Source organism: Paenibacillus taihuensis (assembly GCF_003386535.1).
Taxonomy (GTDB): Bacteria; Bacillota; Bacilli; order Paenibacillales; family Paenibacillaceae; genus Paenibacillus_Z; species Paenibacillus_Z taihuensis.
In genome coordinates, this window is sequence record NZ_QTTN01000013.1 from 113743 (window position 1) to 135859 (window position 22117).

Here is a 22117-nt window from a genome sequence, read left to right on the forward strand (position 1 = left end):
CCTCCATAGGAGCAACGCCTAATACGTCACTATTCTTGATCATACGATACCCACTTTTTGCCGAGTGCAAATTGAAGAACGGTAATCGATAGAATCGCCAGGAACAGACTGATGGAAACCGTAGAAGCATAGCCCATTTCATGTCGCTGGAAAGCGACTTCATAAATATACATGTTGACCGAACGGGAAGCGTCGCCGGGTCCGCCGCCTGTAATCAGGTACGGCTCGTCAAAAATTTGCGTTGTCCCGATTAACGTGGTGACAAGTATAAAGAACAGCATCGGAGAAAGCATGGGGAGCGTAATGGCAAAAAAACGCTGAACCTTGTTCGCCCCGTCGATTTCGGCGGCTTCATAAAGCGTCTCCGGTATGTTCTGCAGTCCGATAAAGTAGTATAGAAACGCATTTCCGATAAACTTCCAGAAGCTATAAATCGCTACGGCCAGAAACACCCAGCTTGGCGATTGCATCCACGGGATACCTTCGATATGAAATAAGCTTAGAAAGTAATTGAGCACCCCAAACTCCTTGTTGAACATAAAGGACCATGCCACCGCAACAGCAGCGGAAGTCGCTAACACCGGGAAGTAAAATACCGTTCGGTAGAAGTACTTTAATCCCGTGGCGATCTTCCGCTGCACCGCGAGCGCAAGAAGCAAACCCAATATGACATGCAGAGGTGTAAGAATAAGTACGAACTTGAGCGTATTCCAGTACACCGTACCAAGCCTGTCATCGTCAAAGAAGTCCTTGAAATTGTCGAGCCCGATGAACTTGGAAGGCGTAATGACGTTGTACTTGTTAAAGCTGAGGATGATGGATGCAACCACACCACAGGCTCGGCTATGAACAAGAGGAAGAGCGCTAGGGCCGGCGCCAGGAACAGATAGCCGGTGATCGTATCTTTCCATTTCTTCGACATCACTTCAGGATACCTCCTCCAGACAGGCAATAACGACAATGCCGTCTTTGCCGTATGAGAATGTAAGCTGCAGCAGGCACGAGGGCCCGCTGCAGCATGACGCACAATTCGAAAGCTATTTCTTAAGTGCTTTATCGATCTCTTCCTTGGCCTTCTTCATCGCGGAAGCGGCATCCATCTGATTCGCAAGAATGAGACCCATGTATCGGCTGAAGATGGACTCGATATCGGCATACTGCATAGGCGCTTCTACCGCTTTGGAGATATCTGCGCTGTCGGCATAGATCTTCCAGTTCGTCGCTGGCGTCTTAGGAAGTACTTCCGCCATAACCGATGTACGAGTCGGGATCGAAGCATCCGACAATGTTGTTTTTTGAGAGAATGTACCTCCGAGGAATGCGGACAGCTTGTAAGCAGCATCCGGATACTTCGTCGTCTTCAAAGCCGGGAATGCGCCTACGCCGAATATAACTTTGTTCGTTTTGAAGGTCGGCAAATATTGAACGTCGATGTCCTTGAAATTGTTCTTCGCATAGGTAGAGAATGGCCATTTACCAGCGGACATCATGGCGACTTGGCCGTTCATCAGCATTTGGGTTCCGTCATCCTTCGGATTAGGTGCTGGAGCTACCTTATACTTGTAGATGAGATCCTGGAAGAATTGCATCATTTCAATGGCATTCGGATCGTCGAGCTTGCTTGTCGTCATCGTATCGTCAAGCACGCTGGCTTCGTTGTTGAACAACCACGCCGATGCGCCGAAGTAATAGTTCGGAATGGCAAAGCCATACGTTTTCTTGCCGTCCTTATCCGTTGTCAGCTTCTGCGCGTAAGACAGGAAATCGTCCTTCGTCCAATTCTTGTCCGGGAGCGACAGCCCTGCATCCTTCAGCAATTTGGTATTGAAGTGCATAACAACGTTGTTCCAGTCCCACGTGAAGCCGTATGTTTTGCCATCCACAACAAACGGAGCTTGCAGCTTCGGATGCAGATCGCTATAGTTGTCCATCGCTTCGGGCTCAACATTCATGTAATCGTCGAACGGGAGCAGCAAATCCTGCTTGGCGAACATTTGAACGCCCTCGATCGCAATACGGATGACATCCGGCGGATTGCCTGCTGCAATCATCGTTTGGATTTTATTGAAATAGTCGCCCCAGGAATTGCTTGGGATTTCAATGCGTTTTACTTTAATGTTCGGGTAAAGCTTATTAAACTCGGTCAAGATGGTTTGCAGCTGCTCATCGGAAGCATCGCCTTTACCCCAAACGAGCGTTAATTCCGCCTTTTCGTCGTTAGAGCCTTTGGTGACTGTCTTGGAGTCGCTGTTGCTGTTAGAGGAATTAGAAGAGTTAGAGGAGTTAGAGCCGCATGCAGCTAATGAAAAGCATAAAATCAGAGCTAACACAAGCATGACAGTCTTTTTCACGATCAAACACCATCCTCGATTCATAATGATTACGATCCCTGTTCATCAAACCAGCAGATAAACGAGTAAGACCCACCTTATGCATGCGTCGTCTTGATGGCTTCTCTCCGTTCACGTGAACGGAGAACTACAAAAAAAATCATGACCCTTGCCTCACTTGCTATTCTCAAGCTGCGGCTTCACCGTGCACGTGAACGATTTCATTGTAACAATCGCGAACAACGTTGTAAACGTTTTCTTTTCGACGGCGATTTTCGACACACTCTCGTTTCACATCTCGTGAAATCTTCAATTTCCACATATCGTTCACATGCACGTTGACCATTTTTCTAATTTATAATACGATCATCTTAGCAGTCTATTAGATCCATACCGGGGGTCGCATTTGCATGCAAGTAACTAGCAAACAGATCGCAGAAATGTGTGGAGTCACCCGTGGTACGGTTGATCGCGCGCTTAACAACCGGCCGGGAATCAGCGCTGCAACGCGGGACAAAATCCTGAAGGTCGCCGATGAATTGGGCTATCGACCGCATTTCTTGGCTCAAAGCCTTGTTAAAGGCGAGACGAAGACACTTGGAATCGTCTTATTCGATATACACAATCAAATTTTCTCTCAGCTGTTCCATTCGTTTGAAGCGGAAGCGAGGAAACACGGTTATTTGACGTATCTTGTGCTTACGAACAAGGATCAGGAGCTGGAAGTCGAGTATATTCACAATCTTCTTAATCGGAAGGTTGATGGTATTGCCATTTCTGCCGTCAATTTTGGCTCGAAATTCGAAGCTCTTCTGTTAAAAGCAGGCATTCCCATTGTTTCGTTCGCCAACCGGATTTCTGCCAAGCTCCCCTATGTCTGGATCGACGACAAGCAGGCAACGAAAGCTGCCGTCAGACACATCGCCGATAAAGGCTACCGCCGCATTATTTTTGTCATTCCCCCGCTGCGGTATAAAGGAACAAGCAATATCTATGTCCCGGAGCAGCGCTACAAAGGGTTTCTTGAAATATGCGGCACGATGCCGGACCTTCAATATGATATCGTCTCTGATCGTTCATACTTAACCAGCGTCCTTCAGCTTGTGACCCAGTCGCAGGAAAGAACCGCAATTCTATGCAGCAGTGATATCTATGCGCTCGAAGTTGCCAGGCATCTCAAGGCTCATCAAGTTAAGGTGCCGGAAGATGCCGGCATAATGGGTTTCGACCATATCGACGTCCTCCGATTCGTTGATCCGTCTCTGACAACCATTGATTTTCAAGTGGAGGAAATCGGCAGAAAAGCCGCTGAGCTGTTAATTGAAAACATCAGAGGAAACGACATCCCGCTTCGCACGAATGTTACTTACTCCATCGTTGAGGGAGAGTCGCTATAAATGAGCATGAACGCTTCACTTACAAAAACGACCACAGATAAATGATGCGCTTCTCTTTATTAATCGCGACTTCTTTTTGCGAGGTTCTTGCATCTAATACTTTAATTGTTAGGTTTCATCATGAACATAAAAAGACTACCGATTGGGAGTTCAACTCTTAGTCGGTAGTCTTTAATCGAAATCAGAAAGGGATCCCCGTGGGGGATACACTATTTCGTTAATTGAACATCGGAAGCTTTAGCCGGAATCACTTCCAAGGTGCCTTGGTAGGACGGGGCTTAACTGCCTGGATGAAAATAAAAAAGAGCCGCATGACTCGAAGGGAAGTCATGCAGCCTCTTAAACATTTCACGATACATGGTTTCAGATAGACAATGAAGCAGTTAAGAAGTACTTCATTAACCTCAATCGCTCTTTATTCAATCAAAGTCATATCGCTCTTCTTTCCACGGATCCCCATACATATGGTATCCGTTTCGCTCCCATAATCCCGGCTTGTCGCTCGCCATGAACTCGATGCCGCGCAGCCACTTGGCGCTCTTCCAGAAGTAGAGATGCGGCACGACCATTCGCACAGGGTAGCCATGCTCCGGCGACAAAATCTCGCCACCATGCTTGATCGCGAAGAACGACGTGTCGCGCAGGAAATCCTCGAGCGGCAGATTCGTCGACCAGCCGTGCTCGGCGTGCAGCATGACGAACTTCGCTTCCGGCTTCACCTTCACTCGCTCCATGACAGTTGCAACCGCTACGCCTTCCCACACATTGTCGAGCTTCGACCATGTCGTGACGCAGTGAATGTCGTTGCCGAATTGCTGCCGCGGCAGCTGCATGAACTCCTTGTACGAAATCTCCGCGTCCTCTTCCACCAGCCCGAACAAGCGCAGGTTCCATAACCCCATATCCCGGTAATACGGCACCTCGCCATGATGAAGAACAGGGAACCCTGCCGTCACCCGCTGACCTGGCGGAACACGATCTCCCTCTCCGCCGCTGCCGTCTTTGCGTGCACCTAGTCCAAATAACATCTTAGCTTTCTCCTTCCAGCTCTAGTACTGCAACTGATTCACTAAGTATGAAATTACAGGATGAGAGATGACATTTCGATCGCGATACGTTGCGGTAATCGCTTCACTATGCGCGCTGACGATGCCGTTCTGCAGAATGACCGGCTTGAACCCGCGCTCATTCGCCCCATTATAAGTAGCTAGCACACAATGCTCCGCTGCATTGCCGGCAATAATAAGCAGCTCAACGTCCTTTTCGCGCAGCTTTTGCTCGAGCTCCGTCTGCCAGAACGAATTACTGAACTCTTTGGTCACCACAATGTCTTGCTCGTTGATCGGAACTTCAGGAATGGTCTGGTAAGCCTCACGATAGGCTTCGCTCATCCCTTCGATATCTTGAATATGAATGATGACATGTTCCTTCGCACGCAGCATTCCCGCTACATAGTTAATATATTCGCAAGCTCTTCCTATAACCTTCTTCTCTGCTTCCTCCAGATGGGCATGCTGCATATCGATAATGAGAAAACCTAGCTTCTTCATAAGTTTGAACGCTCCTCTCAATTGGTCAAGCTTCTACTCATTACCCTGCCTGCTCCGACTCGACTCCGCTCCGTTCCTCTCGCAGCACGAGCGGCCCAATCGTTAACGCCAGCACGAGCAGCGCCGCACCGACGAATAGCGAGATCCCATAGCTTTGCAGCCAATATGGGCTGTCCTCGATCTGTTTGTAGATCCATCCGCCAAGCAGCGGACCTACAAACCCAGTCGCACCGGTCAGTGCCGCGAATAGCGCCACATACATCGGACGGTCTGACTTCGGCGTATCCCCGATAATAAAATTAAACACGAGCAAGTTGTATCCGCCAAGGCCGAAGCCGAGCACGATATTCACAAGCACCAGAACGAGTATAACCGGGATAATCTCGATGCCAGCCCACAGCACACACGAAGAAGCGATGATCGGCAGCGCCCAGAGCAGCAGCGTCCGCGCATCATACTTCGTATTGAGGTTCCCCCAATAGTAGTAGCTGAACATCGTCACAACCATCTGCACCGTCGTAATGAGCGTAATCATCCATTTACTAATGTGCAGTGTTTCCAGCATCACGTAGGAAAATAACGGGATCGCGATATTTTGCAGCAAAATGTACAGGGCGATGAACAGCGTCGCCTTCATGAATCCCCGATCCTTGAGCGGCTTCAAGAACAGCGCGGCAGAGCTCGACGCCTCCGACTTCTGAAAAGGAGGGTTCGGATAGCGCCACAGCTCCATCCCGTTCCAGATCGTGCAAACCGCGCTAATCGCGTACAGGATAATGAAGCCGGTCTGATCATTCAGCTGCTCCAGGATTTGACCGCCGACAAGCAAAACGATACTGCCGACCGCCCAGTGAATCGTGTTGCGAATGCCGAAATATCGCCCCCGCACTTGCGGCGGCACCATGTCTGCGACAAGCGATGTCCAGAAGACGCTGCTCGCCGAAGCGGAGAGAAACGACATGAGGAACAGTCCGATAAAGACGCCCACGCGAAGATGCTCAGGTACAAGAAAAGGAATCAATCCGGTTGCCACCCAGAACGTCCGATGGAGTACACCGAAGATCGTGAGCAGCAGCCGTCGGTTCGTAAATTTCTGCATGTAGAAAGCTGCAACGAGCTGCACCAGATTTGCCAGCGCAGGAATAGCCATAACCAGCCCGACGTCCGAAGCCGTCCCGCCTAGATACACAATGTAGATGGTCAGAATCGGACCGCCAAGCAGGTTGGCGATAATGACCGCCGGAATGCCTTCTATGATGGAAGTAAGCAGCCCCCGGCGCTGCTCGGACAACTCTTTCCGCTTAAAAACCGAGATGATGTGATTCCAAAATGACATGAACACGAACTCCTCCGCCCCGTTACTCTTGATGTCCTTCAGCCAAGCCAAGCCAAGCCAAGCACAAGCAACTAACCTTGCGTGAACAATTCCCCCAGCGTACGGACCATAACGCCCGTAGCGCCTTTCACTTCCCATACCTTATCCCGCTCCAGCCAAGCGGTCCCGGCAATATCGAGGTGGACCCACGGCTTATCTTCCGTGAATGCCCCGATGAACAACCCGGCAATGCTCGCCGCGCCGTAACGGCTTCCCCCGTTCTTCATGTCCGCAGCGTCACAGTCAAGCTGCCTGCGGAACTCGGGGAATGCCGGCAGCTGCCAGATCCGCTCGCCAGCCAGCTTCGAAGCGGCGACGACCTGCTCATGCAGTTGATCATCGTTCGTCACCGAGCCTGTAGCGACATCGCCGAGCGCGACCAGCACCGCGCCTGTCAGCGTCGCGACGTCGATCAGCTTCGTCGCGCCGCGGCGGATCGCGGTCGTGAGGCCGTCGGCCAGCACAAGCCGGCCTTCCGCATCGGTGTTCACAATCTCAACGGTCGTGCCGTTCATCATCGTCAGCACGTCGCCAGGCTTGAATGCCCGATCCGACGGCATATTCTCCGCGGTCGGAATAACGATAACCGCATTGATGGCTGGACGAAGCTCGCCGAGAATGCGCACGACGCCAAGCACCGAAGCCGCGCCGCCCATGTCCGAGATCATCTCCTCCATGCCTAGCTTCGGCTTTATGCAGATGCCGCCGGTATCGAACGTAATGCCTTTTCCAATTAAGCCCCACTTGTCTACCTTGCCTGGTGCGCCTTCATAATGAATAACGACCATTCGCGGCGGATTGATGCTGCCTTGACCAACGCCGAGCAGCCCGCCCATGCCTTCTTCCGCCGCAGCAATCTCGTCGAAAATCTCATAGTCGAGATTATACTTCTGCGCCAGCTTCTCCGCTTCCTCCGCCAGCGCCTGCGGCGTCAGCTTATTGCCCGGCAGATTCGTAACATCCCGCGCATAGATAACGGACTCCGCGAACACAACGCCGCGCTGAATGCCGGCTGTCCACTGCGCAGCAGCTGCTCCCGCGTCCTGCGGCGGCTGAGCCGGCGTGAAAGTGACCGTCTCCACGCTAGATTTTCTCTTCGCCTCCGCATCCGCCTTCTTCGCCGTCTTGCGCACGAATAAGCCCAGCGCGTATCCTTCCGTCATCGCCTGCGCCGAACTACTAACGCCGCTGCCCCCACCTCCGATTACCGCTGCTGGAATCAGCTGCTTCACCGCCGCTGCCTTCAGGCGCGCGACCGCTTTCGCCGCAACTGCCGCCGCGCTGCTGGAATCAGCTGCTTCACCGCCGCTGCCTTCAGGCGCGCGACCGCTTTCGCCGCAACTGCCGCCGCATCGCGCAAGCTGTCCGTCGTCAATCGGTCCTTCGCCGGGATGCCGACGAAGAGGACATGCGACTCCGGCAGCAGCCCAAGCGTCGGAAGCGCGAGCGTTTCCTTCGGCTCGCTCTTGAACAGCTCCTTCGCGGCATGCTGCCGCAGCGCTTCGTCCAACTGCGGATGCACCCATCCGCTCCCAGCCGCCGACGGCTGCTTCAGCTCCTCCTTCGTTACGAATACAACCATAACATCCACCGCACTACTCTCACCAGCCGTACCAGCCGCACCACTCGCGCCGCCTGCAGCAGCACCGTCATCATATATAAATTGGACACTCATTATCACATTCGCTCCTTCTTCTCCATCATCTACGAATTCCAGCTTGTTGACAACACAAAAAAACCGGGTTTCCCCGATTTATTCGCTTGGCCCTACTTAGTCCAATCTCTCATGAACTGATGTTATACCCGATTCTAATCGTTTACTCTGCTAATGGCAAATAGATATTAAACTCCGTGCCTTCGCCCGGATTGCTCGAAACTCGAATCTTGCCGCCGTGATTGCGGACGATTCGGTAACTGACCGACAGGCCTAGTCCGGTGCCCGACGCCTTCGTCGTGAAGAACGGATCGAACAGCTTCGACTTCGTCGTCGTATCCATCCCTTTGCCGTTATCCCGGATCGTAATCTCGGCATCGTGTCCGTCGCGTCGCGTAACGATGTCGATTCGCCCGCTCCGTTCCGTCTCCAGCTCGCCGATAGCATCAATCGCATTACGAATAATATTCAAGATAACCTGCTTCACCTGCTTCACGTCGATCGAGATCGCCAGCTCCTCATCATACGTCTCCAGATGAATCTGGCAGCCTTTGAGCAGCGCTTCGCTATCGGAGAGCAGGATCACTTCTTTCAGAAGCGAATTGATCGGCACCTTCTGCTTCATCGGTGCCGAAGGCTTCGACGAGTTAAGGAATTCATAGATAATATCGTTGGCGCGGTCAATTTCTGTGAGGATAATGCGGGAATATTCTTCTTTGCCCAGCTGTGCGAGATGAGGCTTCAGCAGCTGGATAAAGCCGCGAATCGAGGTAAGCGGATTGCGGATTTCATGCGCGATCGATGCCGCGATCTTCCCGAGCATCGCCAGCTTATCGTTCTGATAAGCGGACTGCTCGATCTGCTTATACTCCGTCACGTCCTTCACGCTGATCAGGTAATCGCCATCCAGCTGATCCCCGTAAGTGACCGTAACAAGCAGGAACCGGCCGTTCACATCCTGGAACTCCAGGTAGCGGCTGCGGCGCAAATACATTTCCTTGAACACGCGCAAAATAATCCGTTTCGTGCTGCGGTTCAGCTGACTATGCGACATCATATCGATAATATTGCAGCCAATGAGCGTCTTGCGCGGAATGTCGAGCAGCTTGGCCATTTGCACATTGACGAATGACAGTATGCCATCGCTGTCGAAGATCGCGATACCGCTGTCCATGTGCTGCAGCACATTCTCATACTTATTTTTGACCATGCGAAAAGAGCGGTGCGAACTGAGAAGCATATCGCGCATCTCGCTAAACCGCTGCTCGGGCGTCTGTTCGGGCTGAAGCCGGAAACGGAATGCCACCATGAGCTCAATGAGAAAAATAAACGAACGGCTGTATAAGCCAAGCGCTTCGTCCGAATCCACATTGGCCACGAGCTTCTGCATCGATTCTTCGTGAATCGCGATGATGTCTTCCGGGTGTATATCATGGAGCAGTTTGCCGATTTCAGTCGCCTCGAACAGCGAGGCTTCGCTTCCGCTTCTCATATATTCAGCGAGCGCTGGGAAGTAGCGTTTTCGAATGGCTTGCATGGCCTGCATGTGTTACTCCTCTCCTGCCGCGCAGTTCGGTGAGCTGTAGCGTACCTCCGATACTTCCGAATGAGTCCACTTCCGGAACGTAATCATCGTTCCGCGAAGCTGGTCATGAGTGAGTTCCAAGTCGGCAGCTAGCTTGTCGATCCATTGCTGCTGAATTCGACTCGGCCCACGAAAGTGATCGAATAATCTGACTTCAATGCCGCTGGCTTGTTCGCCTTTACAGTAACAAAGCTGTCGAATGGTCATATGACCCTTCTCTGCGAAGGATATGAGCTTGAGAGCTAGTTCGGAAATTGTGTATGCAATGATCGTCTGATCAACAAGACTAAAGCCGACTGATTTCGCGATATCCCGGCCTCTTTCCCGGGCATGGATAACGTCTGACTTCTCCCGAATATGCATCATTTCCACGTTCAATTCTCTCCTCCACCCTCTTAATGCCTTGTAAATGCAGGTGCCGAGTCTGAGATCGCTTACAATCATCATAGAGATAGCACCCAATTTCTGTCAACCGAAGATACTGTCGAATGGACTCGATTGATGAATGGGGCGAAAGGCGCGGGCAATTATGCCTGCGCCTTCCTCGGGGTCCCATTAGCCGCGTCCCTTGCGGCTGTCGTCTTGCTGTCCCCGTCCACTGCTATGATTGCGATCTTCATTGTCGTCGCGGCTGCTCTGACCGTTGCCTTTGTCATCCTTGCCGTTTCTACCATTGTCCTTATCATCGCTCTTCCCGTTGCCGTTATCCTTACCATCACGGTCATCGGTCTTGCCCTGCGTTTGGCTCTGCTGCTTGCCGCCTTTGTCGCTTCCTTTGCTTCCGCCGCTAGCGCTGCCGCTCTCCACTTGTCCGTTATTCCAGTTCTGTCCATTATTTTTACCCCAACCGGACGGTATTGAATCATGTCCTTGAACGCCGCTAGGGCGACCATAGGAAGTGTTTTTCGCATCTTCCTGGCCGCCTTGCTGCCCACTATGCTGTTTATCCTGCTTCTTACCGTTGCCGTTATCGTCATTACCGCCGCGATGATCATTATCTCGACCTAAAGAATGAGCTCCGGAAGACGACGTCTTGCCGCCATCTCCCTTCTTATCCTCATTTTTCTTATCGTTATCGCGCCAGTCGCCGCCGCTCTGACTGCTGCAACAGCCTTTGCCGGGCTTATTGTCATTGCCTTTGCCTCTATTCGCAGCTTTCTCGATCTCATGCTTCAGGCGCTTCTCTTGCTCCTTCTTCACAAGCTCCTTCAACTGCTCCTTCTGCGCTTCACGAAGCTTCTCTAGCTTCTCTTGCTTCGCCTTCGCATCTGCTCCGGTTGCAACGGAGGAAGCTCCAGGCTCGCTCGAACCAGGCTTGTCATCCTTCCCGGTTGACTTCGGCTGATCCTTCACGCTCTGATCGTCGCCAGCTTTCGCCGTCGTCTTCGCAGCGTCCGTCTTCTTCGGCGGAGTATCGTCGTTCACGACTGCCGCCACGCCGCCCATCGGCTTCGCCGCTTGATGAATCGATTCCGTCTTCAGCTGGTGAAGCGAAATATCGTAGCCTTTCTTCTTCGCGATCAGATAGAAAGCCATTTTACCTGCCGACAAGCCGTCATTCTTCGCCTCGTCTCTCACTTCAACCGGCGCGGAAAGCGTCGTTACGGCAACCTGCAAGCTGCGGCCTTTATCCGTCTTCTCCAGCGACTTATGAACGGCTTCGTCCATATGCGACGTGACATTCAATTCGTAGTCTGGCGCCTGATCCTTGCCGACGAGTACGCTCGTAATGATGACATCGCCTTCGCCGCTGTTCAAATACGGTCCAGCGCTGATGCGATCCATAATCGCCTCGGTCACTTCCGCAAGCGGGAGGCCTTTGTACTCCAGGCCTTTCGTTACATCGGCGCCGTCATCATTGATGGCCCGAAGCTCGACGACCTTCTCATCCTTCGTCACCCCAAGCTCAATGCTCGGATTGACGTCCATCGTCATATAAGCAACGATCGGATGATTATTGGACCAAAAGTTGACAAGGAACGGTACGAAGAGGAGGAGCAGAATGGCCGCGGCACCTGCGCTAGCACTGTAGAGCTTTCGCGGATTCTGCAATCGCCGCTGCTCCGTGAAGTTAAACTCCTCGCCGATCTGCGGCTTTCGACTCGTTCTTACTTTGCGAAACTGTCCATCCGGCATTAATACGACGACAAATTTCGCGCCTGTTTCCATAACAATACCACGACTCATGCTCTCACCCCCCTTGCTTCAGCCTCTTCTGGCAGTGCATGATCTTGCGGTTCTATGTATTGCTGCAAATGCGGGAAATCACCATTATGTAGAAGCGCGAGTGCAATAATATACTTCCGATTGCGCTCGATCGTCTTCCTGGACACACTGGCCATCTCGCACAGCTCCTTGATCGGCAGCTTCTGTTTCTGCTCCAGCACCTCATACAACTCAGGTTCGTTTGCGAGCAGACGGCTAATCGATATGAGCAGCAGCCTAGAATCCGTATGTTTAGGCGATAGATCGGACAGCTCCATGAAGGAGATGCCGAATTCCTTCAGCCTTGCATCGTATTCAGCGATTTCCATGCGGCGCGCTTCGGCTTCCTGTGAGATCGAATAGCGATATAACGCTTCTTTCGTCTCAATCGGATTGACCGTCATTTCCTCTTCGTCATCTTGATCGAAAGCGCTGTATGGAACTGTCCCCTGATGCCTTTGCTCTTTTCGGACATAGTCAATAAGCCTGCGCCGAATGACCGTTTCGGCAAAGCCGAGGAACGATTTTCCTGCCTGACCTTTGAATTGCTCGATCGCTTCGTCGAATGCGACAAGTGCAATGCTGAACTCGTCTGCCTGCTCCGGATCGATATACCTTTTGCAAAATCGGCTCGTCACCTTCGCGATATACGGTTTGTATGCCGCGATAAAATCACTGCGCGAAGCTTCTCCGCGTCTGATCTGCTCCACAACTTCTTCAGGAGCTATGTGATGGTCTTCAGTGACTGCCGATTTCTCATGCTTGCCGCCGAAAATTCGTTTGAACAGTACCAGTAGCAACCGCTCCACCTCACATTTACATTTTTCGTGTTGTCTTATTGGATTGAGGGGGTAAACCGAATAAAGTTTCACTGCTAAGTAGTGGAAACTTTTTTTTTGCAATACGAACCAATAAAAAAGCCTCCTTCATCAGGAGGCAGTTACTTTCATTAACAATACCCTTCAGAGGTTCTTCGCTGCAGCAGCTTATTGCGCCTTTGGTTCAATACGCTGAGCCTGCGCTTCAAGTCTTGCTCCCAGCTCTCATCGCTGATTTGTTTCGCAAAACAAAGCAGGTCGAGCGCCATATCTATTTGATTCGTCACGACTTCCATTGGATCTTCATTCTCATTATTGACGCAGTTCTCGAATAGCTCTTGTTCTTCCTGCTCGACATACTCGATGAAGTCGACCTCGGATGCGCCGTCGCCATGGGCGTATTCGGCCAAAATTTCGTATTCATTCTCAATCATGTGATGAATTTCAACGCGATGGCAAACGGGGCAAAACAGAATAGGAACATTATGAATATGCGTGCGAAAATGTTTTAGCGTACCATTCGTGCCGATCATACTAGCTCCACAGCAAAAGCTCATGCCTGTCTCCCTCCTTAGTGCATTACCCACCATCTAAGCATCCGAAACTTTGTATAACTTATTCGCGCTTTCAAATCAAAATTCCTGCTTCCCGTTCCTTCCAGTGTATAGAAAAACCCGGAGCTTGTAACGGCTCCGGGACAAAATGGACAATTAATATAATTACTTCTTGATCGCAGCAACGATCAGATCGCCCATTGCTGTAGTGCCGATCGCCTTGCTCTTATCGACTGCGATGTCGCCTGTGCGGTGGCCTGCGTCAAGCACCGATTTGACAGCATCTTCGATCGCTTGCGCTGCTTCGTGGTAGCCGAATGTGAGGCGGAACATCAATGCAACGGACAAGATTGTTGCGATTGGGTTCGAGATGCCTTGGCCTGCGATGTCAGGTGCGGAGCCGTGTACCGGCTCATAGAGGCCGAAGCTGCCTTCGCCAAGCGAAGCGGAGGACAACATACCGATCGAACCAGTCAGCATCGCTGCTTCGTCACTGATGATATCGCCGAACATGTTCTCTGTCACGATAACGTCGAAGCTTGCAGGGCGTCGCAGCAGCTGCATGGCGCAGTTGTCAACGAGCACGTGCTCAAGCTCGACATCCGGATACTCAGGCGCGATCCGGTTTACGACTTCACGCCACAGACGGGAAGTTTCAAGTACGTTCGCTTTATCAACCGAAGCGAGCTTCTTGCGGCGCGTACGAGCAATCTCGAAGCCTTGGCGCACGATGCGCTCTACTTCTACGACATTGTATACGCAAGTATCTACTGCTTCTTCACCGTGTTCACCTTGACGGCGGAACTTCTCGCCGAAGTAGATGCCGCCAGTCAGCTCGCGCACAACGATCAGGTCAGTGCCTTCAAGCACTTCCGGCTTCAATGTGGAAGCTTCCTTCAAGCAGTCGAATACGTTCGCCGGGCGAATGTTCGAGAACAAGCCGAGCGCTTTACGAATGCCGAGAAGGCCTGTCTCCGGGCGAAGCTCCTTCGGATTGTTGTCCCATTTCGGTCCGCCTACAGCGCCGAGCAGAACAGCGTCAGCAGCTTTACAAATATCAAGCGTTTCTTGCGGCAACGGTGTACCTGTCTCATCGATCGCGATACCGCCGAACAGGCCGTGAGTCGTTTCGAATTGGTAGCCGTACAGCTCTTCCGTTTTCTTCAATACTTTCAGCGCTTCGCCTACAACCTCTGGTCCGATACCGTCACCGGCGATAACTGCAATTTTTTTAACGTCTGCCATAGTCGAATGACTCTCCTTTATTCAGGGCGGGCATCCAGGCCCTCTCCCGTGATTATGATTCTCAGTCTTTCTTAGTTGTACCACACTCGCACCGAATATGACAAAGATATAAAAGCTATGACTTTTATAGGCTGAGCATATAAAGGTACCAAATAATGAGCTCAAGCCACTCAAGCCGTTCTTGTCAGAACAGCTCGTTGTCCTTCGCTTGCTGCGCAGCTTCCTTACTGCTCTTTACCCCGATTTTGCGCAAAATGTTATTCACGTGGTTTTTCACCGTACGCAGCGACAGGAACGACTTCTCCGCAATTTGCGTCTGGCTGTAGCCATCATGAATCATCGATAGCAGCTGCACCTCCGACGGCGTCAGCAGGCGCTTGAACTTATCCGTCTCGTATTCGCGCTCGAGCTTCTTCAGGCGGCGGAATTCCTCCAGCATGAGGCGTGCAGCGGAGCTATCGATTGAAGAACGGTTAGCCGCTGCGCTTCGCACGGCATCCGGAATGGCGGTGAAGTCCGACTTCACCAGGTAGTTCACGGCACCGGCACGGAAGGCCTCCACGACAAAAGCACGATCCTCCATCGACGTCAGCATAATGATCTGCGCGCCGCTGCCAGACAGCTCCGAAGCAAGCCGCAGTCCATCCGGGCTGTCGGTGAGCATAATGTCGAGCAGGATGATATCAGCGCCAGCGGTCGGTGCAACCGCAAGCGCAGTCTCTGCCGAATCCGCTTCTCCAATGACCTGCATATCCGGCTGGCCGTTCAAATAAGCTGCTAGCCCCCTGCGCCAGTCCGGGTCATCCTCTATGAGCATAATGCGAATCTTCGAATCTGCTTGTTGATCTGCCATCCTACGCCTTTGCCCCCTTCTTTCTAACCGCCCGAAAATGGAACCGCACCACAGTGCCGACTCCCGCTTCGCTGCTAATCCGCAGCTCGCCGCCCTGCCTATTCATCAGCTGATAGCAGTAAGCAAGTCCCAGCCCGAAATTCATCGTCTTCCCGCTCTTCGTCGTGAAGAACGGCTCAATGACTTTGCGCAGCTGCGATTTCTCGATTCCGATGCCTGTATCTGTAATCTCGATTGTGCTTCCTCGTTTGCCGGCGATTACGGCAGCCGTCAGCTGTCCGCCGCCTGCCATCGCGTCAATGGCATTCTGCAGTACATTATGAATCGCTTCCGTTGTTTGCGCAGCATCTACGATCGCAACCGCATTGTCGTCATAGCGCGTTGTTATCGCGACTCGCTTGGCCGCCGCTTGCTGCTCCAGCGCTGCAATCTGCTCCTGCACGAGCTGCGCCAAGCTTACTTCCTGCAGCTGCAATTGCAGCTCCTGCGTCCGTTCGTGCACGCTGCGAATCATCGCTTCGATATGCTGCGCGGCGGAGCTGATGACCCTGATGTCCGCTTGCAGCTCTGCGTTGCCGCCGGCTGCGGCTTCCCGCTTGATCTTGTCCGTGAACAGCTTCATCTTGCCGATATCGTTCTTGATCGCATGGTTCAGCATCGCCGTTCCGCTCGTGATCGCCCGCAGCGAGTGATTCAGCTGCCGCCGCTCGATGAGCAGCTGCACGCCTAGAAAGCCGAAGCTGAACAATGAAACGATGAAGATGGTGAATGCAAAGCCGATCGGGTACACATTATACCGCCACATCCGGTAGAGGCCGAACAGCGGCAGCACATAGTTCATCGTGCTTGCGGCAATGACTGCCGGCAGCACGGCTACAAGCATGATCGCGTGAGCGCGGCGTTCAGCAGGGTGAACATGCTTCTTCGTCAGCAGCAATGCCGCGCCTAACAAGAGATAAGGAATCGTCCATATCGCGAGCAAGTTATAGTGAACGGGATAGTCATCTGCTATCGGCAGCGCTAACATCCCGAGCGGGAACGCCAGCCCAAGCAGCGGCACCCACCTTGCAAGCCGCGCCGGCAGCAAATCCGTATTGTACGATACTCCGAAACACAGAAATCCGTACGGCAAGCCGTAGTAGCTCGTCCACGAGCAGCAGCGCTGAATGATGCGCAGCACGTGCTCGCCGGACGCATCGATGTCACCGGTTGCCAGCATCGAGACGATCCAGCCTTCCAGCACAGATGCAAGCGCCCCCACACCGCCGCAGAACGAGACGAAGCTGAGCCAACGTCCGGCGGCATTACGCCGGTTCGCGACGATGAGCAGCGCCGAGGCGATCCACAGCATGATCCATACGTATAGCATCGATTTCAAGTCCCCCGGTATCGGTATTTCCATCATTATATCATGGCAATCCTGTCCATAACGCAAAAAAAGCTCCGGTTATCCTACTAGAGGACTACCGGAGCATTCACTTCTGTTAGATCAGGCTCATTTTGTCGCGTCGGCCCGGGGACTTCCGCTTCTCAATCAGCCGGTTCAGAGCGTCGATGTATGCGCGAGCGCTTGCTTCGAGAATATCCGTGCTCAGGCCGCGGCCCTGCGCAGATACTTCATCCTGCTTCAGTACAACATGCACTTCGCCGAGCGCGTCTTTACCATGCGATACGGACTTGATGGAGTAGTCTTCAAGCTCAACATTCTCCGTCGTCAAGCCGTCGATCGCGTTGTAAATCGCGTCAACCGAGCCGTTGCCTTCCGCAGTCTGCTCTTTCACTTCGCCTTCCGCCGTACGAACGCGGATCGTCGCGCTAGGCGTCGATTTGTTGCCATAGCTCACTTCAATCGTCTCAAGCGAGTACACTTCCGGTGATTCCGCCAGCTTCTCTTCGAGCATCGCGCGGATGTCCTCGTCCATGACGTTCTTCTTCTTGTCTGCAAGGTCCTTGAACTTCGCGAAGGCCGTGTTCACTGCTTCTTCGTCCAGCTCATAGCCAAGATCGATCAGCTTCTCGCGGAATGCCGCACGGCCGGAGTGCTTGCCAAGCACGAGCTTGGAATCGCGAAGGCCGATGGTTTCCGGCGAGATGATCTCGTACGTCGTCTTCTCCTTCAGCATGCCGTCCTGGTGGATGCCGGACTCATGTGCGAACGCATTCGCACCGACAATCGCCTTGTTGCCTGGAACGATCATGCCTGTCAGCTTGCTGACAAGACGGCTTGTCTTCGCAATTTCGCGCAAGTTCAGCGTCGTTGTCGCGCCGAAGAAGTCTGCACGTGTCGCAAGCGCCATCGCCACTTCCTCTATCGCCGTATTGCCTGCACGCTCGCCGATGCCGTTGATCGTACCTTCGATCTGGTCGGCGCCGTTCAGAATCGCAGCCAGCGCATTTGCTGTTGCCATGCCAAGATCGTCATGGCAATGCGCGCTAAGCTGGATCTTCTCGATGCCAGGCACTTGCTCCTTCAGCGTCTTGAAGATGTTCCCGTACTCCGAAGGGTTCATGTAGCCGACCGTATCCGGAATATTAACGACCGTCGCGCCTGCGCGGATCGCCATGTCCGTAACCTGGCACAGGAAGTCAAGCTCTGTGCGGCCTGCATCCTCCGCCGAAAATTCGATTTTGCTAAAATATTGCTTCGCATACTTGATCGCGCGCTCTGCCGTTTCCAGCACCTGATCCTTCTCCATGCGCAGCTTGTGCTTGCGGTGGATCGGGCTCGTCGCGAGGAACACATGCAGAGCCGGGTCCTGAGCGCCCTTCAGCGCTTCAACCACTGCATCGATGTCCTGCTCGCGGGAACGTGCCAGGCCGATGACGGAAGCATTCTTGACGGCGCGGGCAACAGCGTTCACTGCTGCCAGATCGCCCGGGGAAGCGGCCGGGAAGCCGGCTTCGATCCGGTCAACGCCCAGCTTCTCCAGCTGGTAAGCGATCTCAAGCTTTTCCTTCGTATTCAGGTTTACGCCAGGAGATTGCTCACCATCACGAAGCGTCGTATCGAAAATATGAATTTTACGCATTAGCTGCACCTCGAGCTTCAAGAATTACCCGGATAGCGAAACGGCCCTGACGCCTCCATAGAGGAAGCGCAGGGACCGGCTTCGTTTATCCGGGCATTAATTTTCTAATTAATACCTGATTATTTCTTGATCCAGTGCATCAATTCACGAAGTTGACCGCCAACCACTTCGATTGGGTGAGCTGCTTCGTTACGGCGAGTTGCTGTCATGAATGCATTGTTCGATTGGTTCTCCAAGATGAAGTCGCGAGCGAATTTACCTTGTTGGATATCGGACAGAACGGCTTTCATCGCTTTCTTCGTCTCGTCAGTTACGATACGTGGACCAGTTACGTAGTCGCCGTATTCAGCTGTGTTCGAGATGGAGTCGCGCATCGTAGCAAGACCGCCTTCATACATCAGGTCAACGATAAGCTTAAGCTCGTGCAGACACTCGAAGTATGCCATTTCCGGCGCGTAGCCAGCTTCAACCAAAGTTTCGAAACCTGCTTTAACAAGTGCAGTAGCACCGCCGCAGAGAACTGCTTGCTCACCGAACAAGTCTGTTTCTGTTTCTTCTTTGAACGAAGTTTCGATAACGCCTGCACGAGTACAGCCGATACCTTTTGCATATGCAAGACCGATCGCTTTCGCGTTGCCAGTTGCATCTTGCTCGATTGCGATCAGACCAGGAACGCCGAAGCCTTCCACGTACGTACGGCGAACCATGTGGCCCGGCGACTTAGGAGCAACGAGCAATACGTCTGTATCTTTACGAGGTTTGATTTGACCGAAGTGAACGTTGAAGCCGTGGGAGAACATCAGAGCTGCGCCTTGTTTCAGGTTTGGCTCGATTTCTTCTTTGTAAACGCGTGCTTGCGTTTCGTCTGGCATCAAGATTTGAACAACATCAGCAAGCTTAACAGCTTCGCTAACTGTCAGAACTTCGAAGCCGTCGTTCTTTGCTTTCTCTGCGGATTTACCAGGGCGAAGGCCGATGATAACTTTCAGACCGCTGTCGCGCAAGTTTTGTGCTTGAGCATGACCTTGACTACCGTAACCGATAACTGCGATTGTTTTGCCTTGCAGAACGCTTTGGTCTGCATCTTTTTCATAGTACAATGTAACTGCCATGTAAATGAAGCCTCCTTTAATTTAACCCTTTTGAGCGGGTGTTACAGAAGGGAGCTTCGCAGATCATCTTCAGGATTCCCTCGCTCTAACCCCCGCTCAAAAGCGGTTTTAAGCCACTATCTAGCCTACGGCCTTGCAATTTACTTACCTTCGTTTCTTCTATGAACTAGTTATCTAGCGTTTCCGCGGATCATTGCCGTAACGCCGGTACGAGAAAGCTCGCGAATGCCGTAAGGCTTCATCAGCTCAATCATTGCATCAATCTTCTCGGTATCGCCAACGACCTGCACCATAAGCGAAGTCGTTCCGATATCGACAACCGCTGCGCGGAACGTTTCAACAACACCCATGATTTCCGGACGTGCACCTGGCTCTGCATTAACTTTAATGAGTGCCAGCTCGCGGCCTACCATCGGGTTCGCGCTCAGATCAACGACTTTGATAACGTCGATGAGCTTGTACAGCTGTTTGGTTACTTGCTCCAGCGTGTTATCATCACCAGTTGTGACGATTACCATCCGGGACAAGCCGGCTTCCTCGCTTGTCCCGACGGTGATGCTTTCAATATTGAAGCCGCGGCGTCCGAACAATCCGGATACGCGCTGGAGGACGCCTGGCTGGTCATTTACGAGAACTGCTACTGTATGTCTCTTCATTCCGCATCCCCCATTAACATTTGATCGATTGTGGAGCCTTGTGTAACCATCGGATACACGTTCTCGTGCTTGCGAACGACGAATTCCACAACTGCCGGGCCATCGTGGTTCATTGCTTCCTGCCATACTGAGCGAGCATCTTCCTTATTCGAAGCGCGGAAGCCTCGTACGCCGTATGCTTCAGCCAATTTCACGAAATCCGGGCTGCCTGCAAGGTCGATGTGGCTGTAACGGTTGTCGTAGATGAGCTCCTGCCATTGGCGAACCATGCCGAGCACTTGGTTATTAATGATAACGACTTTAACCGGAATGTTGTTGATTGCGCAAATGGCAAGCTCCTGCGCGCACATCTGCATGCCGCCGTCGCCGTTAATCGAGATTACGAGACGATCTGGATTCGCCATCTGAGCACCGATAGCGGAAGGGAAACCGAAGCCCATTGTGCCAAGGCCGCCGGATGTTACCCACGAGCGCGGCTGCTTGAACTTGTAGTACTGCGCTGCCCACATCTGGTGCTGGCCTACGTCAGTCGTTACAATCGCTTCGCCTTTCGATTCTTCATACAGCATCTCGATAACCCATTGCGGCTTCAGCTCTTCATCGGAATCGGTGTAGCTGTAAGGCTTCTCCGCTTTGGACGCTGCCAGCTTAGCGCGCCATGCATCAGCTTTCGCTGCATACTGCACATCTTTGTTCGCCATCTGAAGCACGGTCTTCACGTCGCCGACAATTGGAATATCGGTCGGTACGTTCTTGCCGATCTCGGCAGGATCGATATCAACGTGTACGATCTTCGCTTTCGGCGCGAAGCCGGACAGCTTGCCGGTTACGCGGTCATCGAAGCGAGCGCCGATGTTGATGAGCAGATCGGATTCTTGAATCGCGATGTTCGATGTATACGTACCGTGCATACCTGGCATGCCGAGCCACAGATCCTCGCCGCTTGGAAAAGCGCCAAGTCCGAGCAATGTCGTCGTGATCGGAATACCAGACTTTTTAATAAATTCGAACAATTCTTCGTGGCCTCCGGAGTAAACAACGCCGCCGCCTGCTAATACGATCGGGCGCTCCGCTTCCGCTATTGCTTTGATCATCTTGTCAACCTGCAGCTTGTTCGGTGATACTGTCGGATTGTAGCCGCGAATGTTAATTTCAGTTGCCGGCTCGAACAGTGCGAGCTCTGCCGAAACGTCCTTCGGAATATCGATCAATACCGGACCTTTACGTCCTGTGTTCGCGATATGGAACGCTTCGTGAATGATACGAGGCAGATCAGCAGCTTTACGAACCAAGTAGCTGTGCTTCGTTATCGGCATCGTGATGCCGGTAATGTCTGCTTCTTGGAATGCATCCGTTCCGATCAGTGTCGTCGCAACGTTGCCGGTAATGACGACGAGCGGTACCGAATCCATATACGCAGTTGCGATTCCTGTGACGAGGTTCGTTGCTCCCGGTCCCGATGTTGCAATACATACGCCAACTTTACCGCTAGCCCGCGCGTAACCGTCGGCCGCATGAATGGCGCCTTGCTCGTGACGGGTCAACAGATGGTGGAAGTCCGAGAATCCATGCATGGCATCGTAGATGTACAATACTGCGCCGCCCGGGTAACCGAAGACGCACTCCACATCCTCCAGCACCAAGCTGCGAAGCAAAATTTCCGAACCGGTAATGACCTCCGGTTTCTTCAGGTTTTCTTTGATTTCTTCTTTTGACCTTAACGTTGCATGTTGAGCGTCCATTAAGTCGTCCTC

Annotated in this window: 20 protein-coding genes; 1 reads left to right on the forward strand and 19 read right to left on the reverse strand. The window is 52.4% G+C overall.

Going from position 1 to position 22117, the window contains the following annotated elements; all coding sequences use genetic code 11:
- Positions 1-29: 29 nt before the first annotated feature.
- Positions 30-830: a carbohydrate ABC transporter permease gene (locus tag A8990_RS13055; RefSeq protein ID WP_181909557.1), complete on the reverse strand. Its 801-nt coding sequence runs from the start codon at positions 828-830 to the stop codon at positions 30-32.
- 207 nt (positions 831-1037) lie between these two features.
- Positions 1038-2351 carry an ABC transporter substrate-binding protein gene (locus A8990_RS13060; protein WP_181909558.1) on the reverse strand — a complete coding sequence of 438 codons (1314 nt, stop codon included), beginning with the start codon at positions 2349-2351 and terminating at the stop codon, positions 1038-1040.
- 389 nt (positions 2352-2740) lie between these two features.
- On the opposite strand from A8990_RS13060, the gene A8990_RS13065 reads away from it, so the two are divergent.
- A complete protein-coding gene (locus A8990_RS13065) occupies positions 2741-3727 on the forward strand; it encodes a LacI family DNA-binding transcriptional regulator (RefSeq protein ID WP_116189483.1) in 987 nt (328 codons plus the stop codon).
- Positions 3728-4146: 419 nt separating this feature from the next.
- On the opposite strand, the gene A8990_RS13070 is transcribed toward A8990_RS13065, so the two are convergent.
- The 17 genes from A8990_RS13070 to ilvB all read right to left on the reverse strand — a co-directional run bounded on the left by A8990_RS13070 (position 4147) and on the right by ilvB (position 22105).
- Positions 4147-4755 (reverse strand): sulfite oxidase-like oxidoreductase, encoded by a 609-nt coding sequence (locus A8990_RS13070; RefSeq protein WP_116189484.1) that lies wholly within the window; start codon positions 4753-4755, stop codon positions 4147-4149.
- A 21-nt stretch (positions 4756-4776) separates the two neighbouring features.
- On the reverse strand, positions 4777-5277 hold the full coding sequence (locus A8990_RS13075) for a cysteine hydrolase family protein (RefSeq protein ID WP_116189485.1): 501 nt from the start codon (positions 5275-5277) through the stop codon (positions 4777-4779).
- 40 nt (positions 5278-5317) lie between these two features.
- Positions 5318-6613 carry an MFS transporter gene (locus A8990_RS13080; protein WP_116189486.1) on the reverse strand — a complete coding sequence of 432 codons (1296 nt, stop codon included), beginning with the start codon at positions 6611-6613 and terminating at the stop codon, positions 5318-5320.
- Positions 6614-6684: 71 nt separating this feature from the next.
- Positions 6685-7884 (reverse strand): leucyl aminopeptidase, encoded by a 1200-nt coding sequence (locus tag A8990_RS13085; protein ID WP_245995997.1) that lies wholly within the window; start codon positions 7882-7884, stop codon positions 6685-6687.
- An 11-nt stretch (positions 7885-7895) separates the two neighbouring features.
- The gene (locus A8990_RS32115; RefSeq protein WP_245995998.1) at positions 7896-8327 is read right to left on the reverse strand and encodes a M17 family peptidase N-terminal domain-containing protein; all 432 of its coding nucleotides are present in this window, start codon (positions 8325-8327) and stop codon (positions 7896-7898) included.
- Positions 8328-8469: 142 nt separating this feature from the next.
- Positions 8470-9843, reverse strand: coding sequence for an ATP-binding protein (locus tag A8990_RS13090; RefSeq protein ID WP_116189517.1), 1374 nt, complete (start codon positions 9841-9843; stop codon positions 8470-8472).
- A gap of 12 nt (positions 9844-9855) precedes the next feature.
- A complete protein-coding gene (locus tag A8990_RS13095; protein WP_116189487.1) occupies positions 9856-10263 on the reverse strand; it encodes an ATP-binding protein in 408 nt (135 codons plus the stop codon).
- A 183-nt stretch (positions 10264-10446) separates the two neighbouring features.
- Positions 10447-12078 (reverse strand): anti-sigma-I factor RsgI family protein, encoded by a 1632-nt coding sequence (locus A8990_RS13100; protein ID WP_116189488.1) that lies wholly within the window; start codon positions 12076-12078, stop codon positions 10447-10449.
- On the reverse strand, positions 12075-12896 hold the full coding sequence (gene sigI, locus A8990_RS13105) for an RNA polymerase sigma factor SigI (RefSeq protein WP_116189489.1): 822 nt from the start codon (positions 12894-12896) through the stop codon (positions 12075-12077). Before sigI ends, A8990_RS13100 begins: the two co-directional genes overlap by 4 nt.
- 149 nt (positions 12897-13045) lie before the next feature.
- Positions 13046-13471: a hypothetical protein gene (locus tag A8990_RS13110; protein ID WP_116189490.1), complete on the reverse strand. Its 426-nt coding sequence runs from the start codon at positions 13469-13471 to the stop codon at positions 13046-13048.
- A gap of 162 nt (positions 13472-13633) precedes the next feature.
- Positions 13634-14713, reverse strand: coding sequence for a 3-isopropylmalate dehydrogenase (gene leuB / locus A8990_RS13115; RefSeq protein WP_116189491.1), 1080 nt, complete (start codon positions 14711-14713; stop codon positions 13634-13636).
- Positions 14714-14897: 184 nt separating this feature from the next.
- Positions 14898-15566, reverse strand: a complete 669-nt coding sequence (locus tag A8990_RS13120) for a response regulator (protein ID WP_116189492.1) — start codon at positions 15564-15566, stop codon at positions 14898-14900.
- 1 nt (position 15567) lies between these two features.
- Entirely contained in the window at positions 15568-16935 is a 1368-nt protein-coding gene (locus A8990_RS13125; protein WP_181909559.1) for a sensor histidine kinase, read from the reverse strand.
- A 115-nt stretch (positions 16936-17050) separates the two neighbouring features.
- The gene (locus A8990_RS13130) at positions 17051-18595 is read right to left on the reverse strand and encodes a 2-isopropylmalate synthase (protein ID WP_116189518.1); all 1545 of its coding nucleotides are present in this window, start codon (positions 18593-18595) and stop codon (positions 17051-17053) included.
- A 119-nt stretch (positions 18596-18714) separates the two neighbouring features.
- Entirely contained in the window at positions 18715-19707 is a 993-nt protein-coding gene (gene ilvC, locus A8990_RS13135) for a ketol-acid reductoisomerase (protein ID WP_116189494.1), read from the reverse strand.
- A gap of 170 nt (positions 19708-19877) precedes the next feature.
- Positions 19878-20363, reverse strand: coding sequence for an acetolactate synthase small subunit (gene ilvN, locus A8990_RS13140; RefSeq protein WP_116189495.1), 486 nt, complete (start codon positions 20361-20363; stop codon positions 19878-19880).
- Positions 20360-22105 (reverse strand): biosynthetic-type acetolactate synthase large subunit, encoded by a 1746-nt coding sequence (ilvB, locus tag A8990_RS13145; RefSeq protein ID WP_116189496.1) that lies wholly within the window; start codon positions 22103-22105, stop codon positions 20360-20362. The genes ilvN and ilvB overlap by 4 nt, the downstream gene beginning before the upstream one ends.
- Positions 22106-22117 lie beyond the last annotated feature (12 nt).

What these genes read in the sequence shown, in the direction of transcription:
- A8990_RS13065 (WP_116189483.1), top strand. Translation starts at nt 2,741, where the DNA reads ATGCAAGTAACTAGCAAACAGATCGCAGAAATGTGTGGAGTCACCCGT.
- A8990_RS13070 (WP_116189484.1), bottom strand. Translation starts at nt 4,755, where the DNA reads ATGTTATTTGGACTAGGTGCACGCAAAGACGGCAGCGGCGGAGAGGGA.
- A8990_RS13075 (WP_116189485.1), bottom strand. Translation starts at nt 5,277, where the DNA reads ATGAAGAAGCTAGGTTTTCTCATTATCGATATGCAGCATGCCCATCTG.
- A8990_RS13080 (WP_116189486.1), bottom strand. Translation starts at nt 6,613, where the DNA reads ATGTCATTTTGGAATCACATCATCTCGGTTTTTAAGCGGAAAGAGTTG.
- A8990_RS32115 (WP_245995998.1), bottom strand. Translation starts at nt 8,327, where the DNA reads ATGAGTGTCCAATTTATATATGATGACGGTGCTGCTGCAGGCGGCGCG.
- A8990_RS13090 (WP_116189517.1), bottom strand. Translation starts at nt 9,843, where the DNA reads ATGCAAGCCATTCGAAAACGCTACTTCCCAGCGCTCGCTGAATATATG.
- A8990_RS13100 (WP_116189488.1), bottom strand. Translation starts at nt 12,078, where the DNA reads ATGAGTCGTGGTATTGTTATGGAAACAGGCGCGAAATTTGTCGTCGTA.
- A8990_RS13110 (WP_116189490.1), bottom strand. Translation starts at nt 13,471, where the DNA reads ATGAGCTTTTGCTGTGGAGCTAGTATGATCGGCACGAATGGTACGCTA.
- leuB (WP_116189491.1), bottom strand. Translation starts at nt 14,713, where the DNA reads ATGGCAGACGTTAAAAAAATTGCAGTTATCGCCGGTGACGGTATCGGA.
- A8990_RS13120 (WP_116189492.1), bottom strand. Translation starts at nt 15,566, where the DNA reads ATGGCAGATCAACAAGCAGATTCGAAGATTCGCATTATGCTCATAGAG.
- A8990_RS13125 (WP_181909559.1), bottom strand. Translation starts at nt 16,935, where the DNA reads ATGCTATACGTATGGATCATGCTGTGGATCGCCTCGGCGCTGCTCATC.
- A8990_RS13130 (WP_116189518.1), bottom strand. Translation starts at nt 18,595, where the DNA reads ATGCGTAAAATTCATATTTTCGATACGACGCTTCGTGATGGTGAGCAA.
- ilvC (WP_116189494.1), bottom strand. Translation starts at nt 19,707, where the DNA reads ATGGCAGTTACATTGTACTATGAAAAAGATGCAGACCAAAGCGTTCTG.
- ilvN (WP_116189495.1), bottom strand. Translation starts at nt 20,363, where the DNA reads ATGAAGAGACATACAGTAGCAGTTCTCGTAAATGACCAGCCAGGCGTC.
- ilvB (WP_116189496.1), bottom strand. Translation starts at nt 22,105, where the DNA reads ATGGACGCTCAACATGCAACGTTAAGGTCAAAAGAAGAAATCAAAGAA.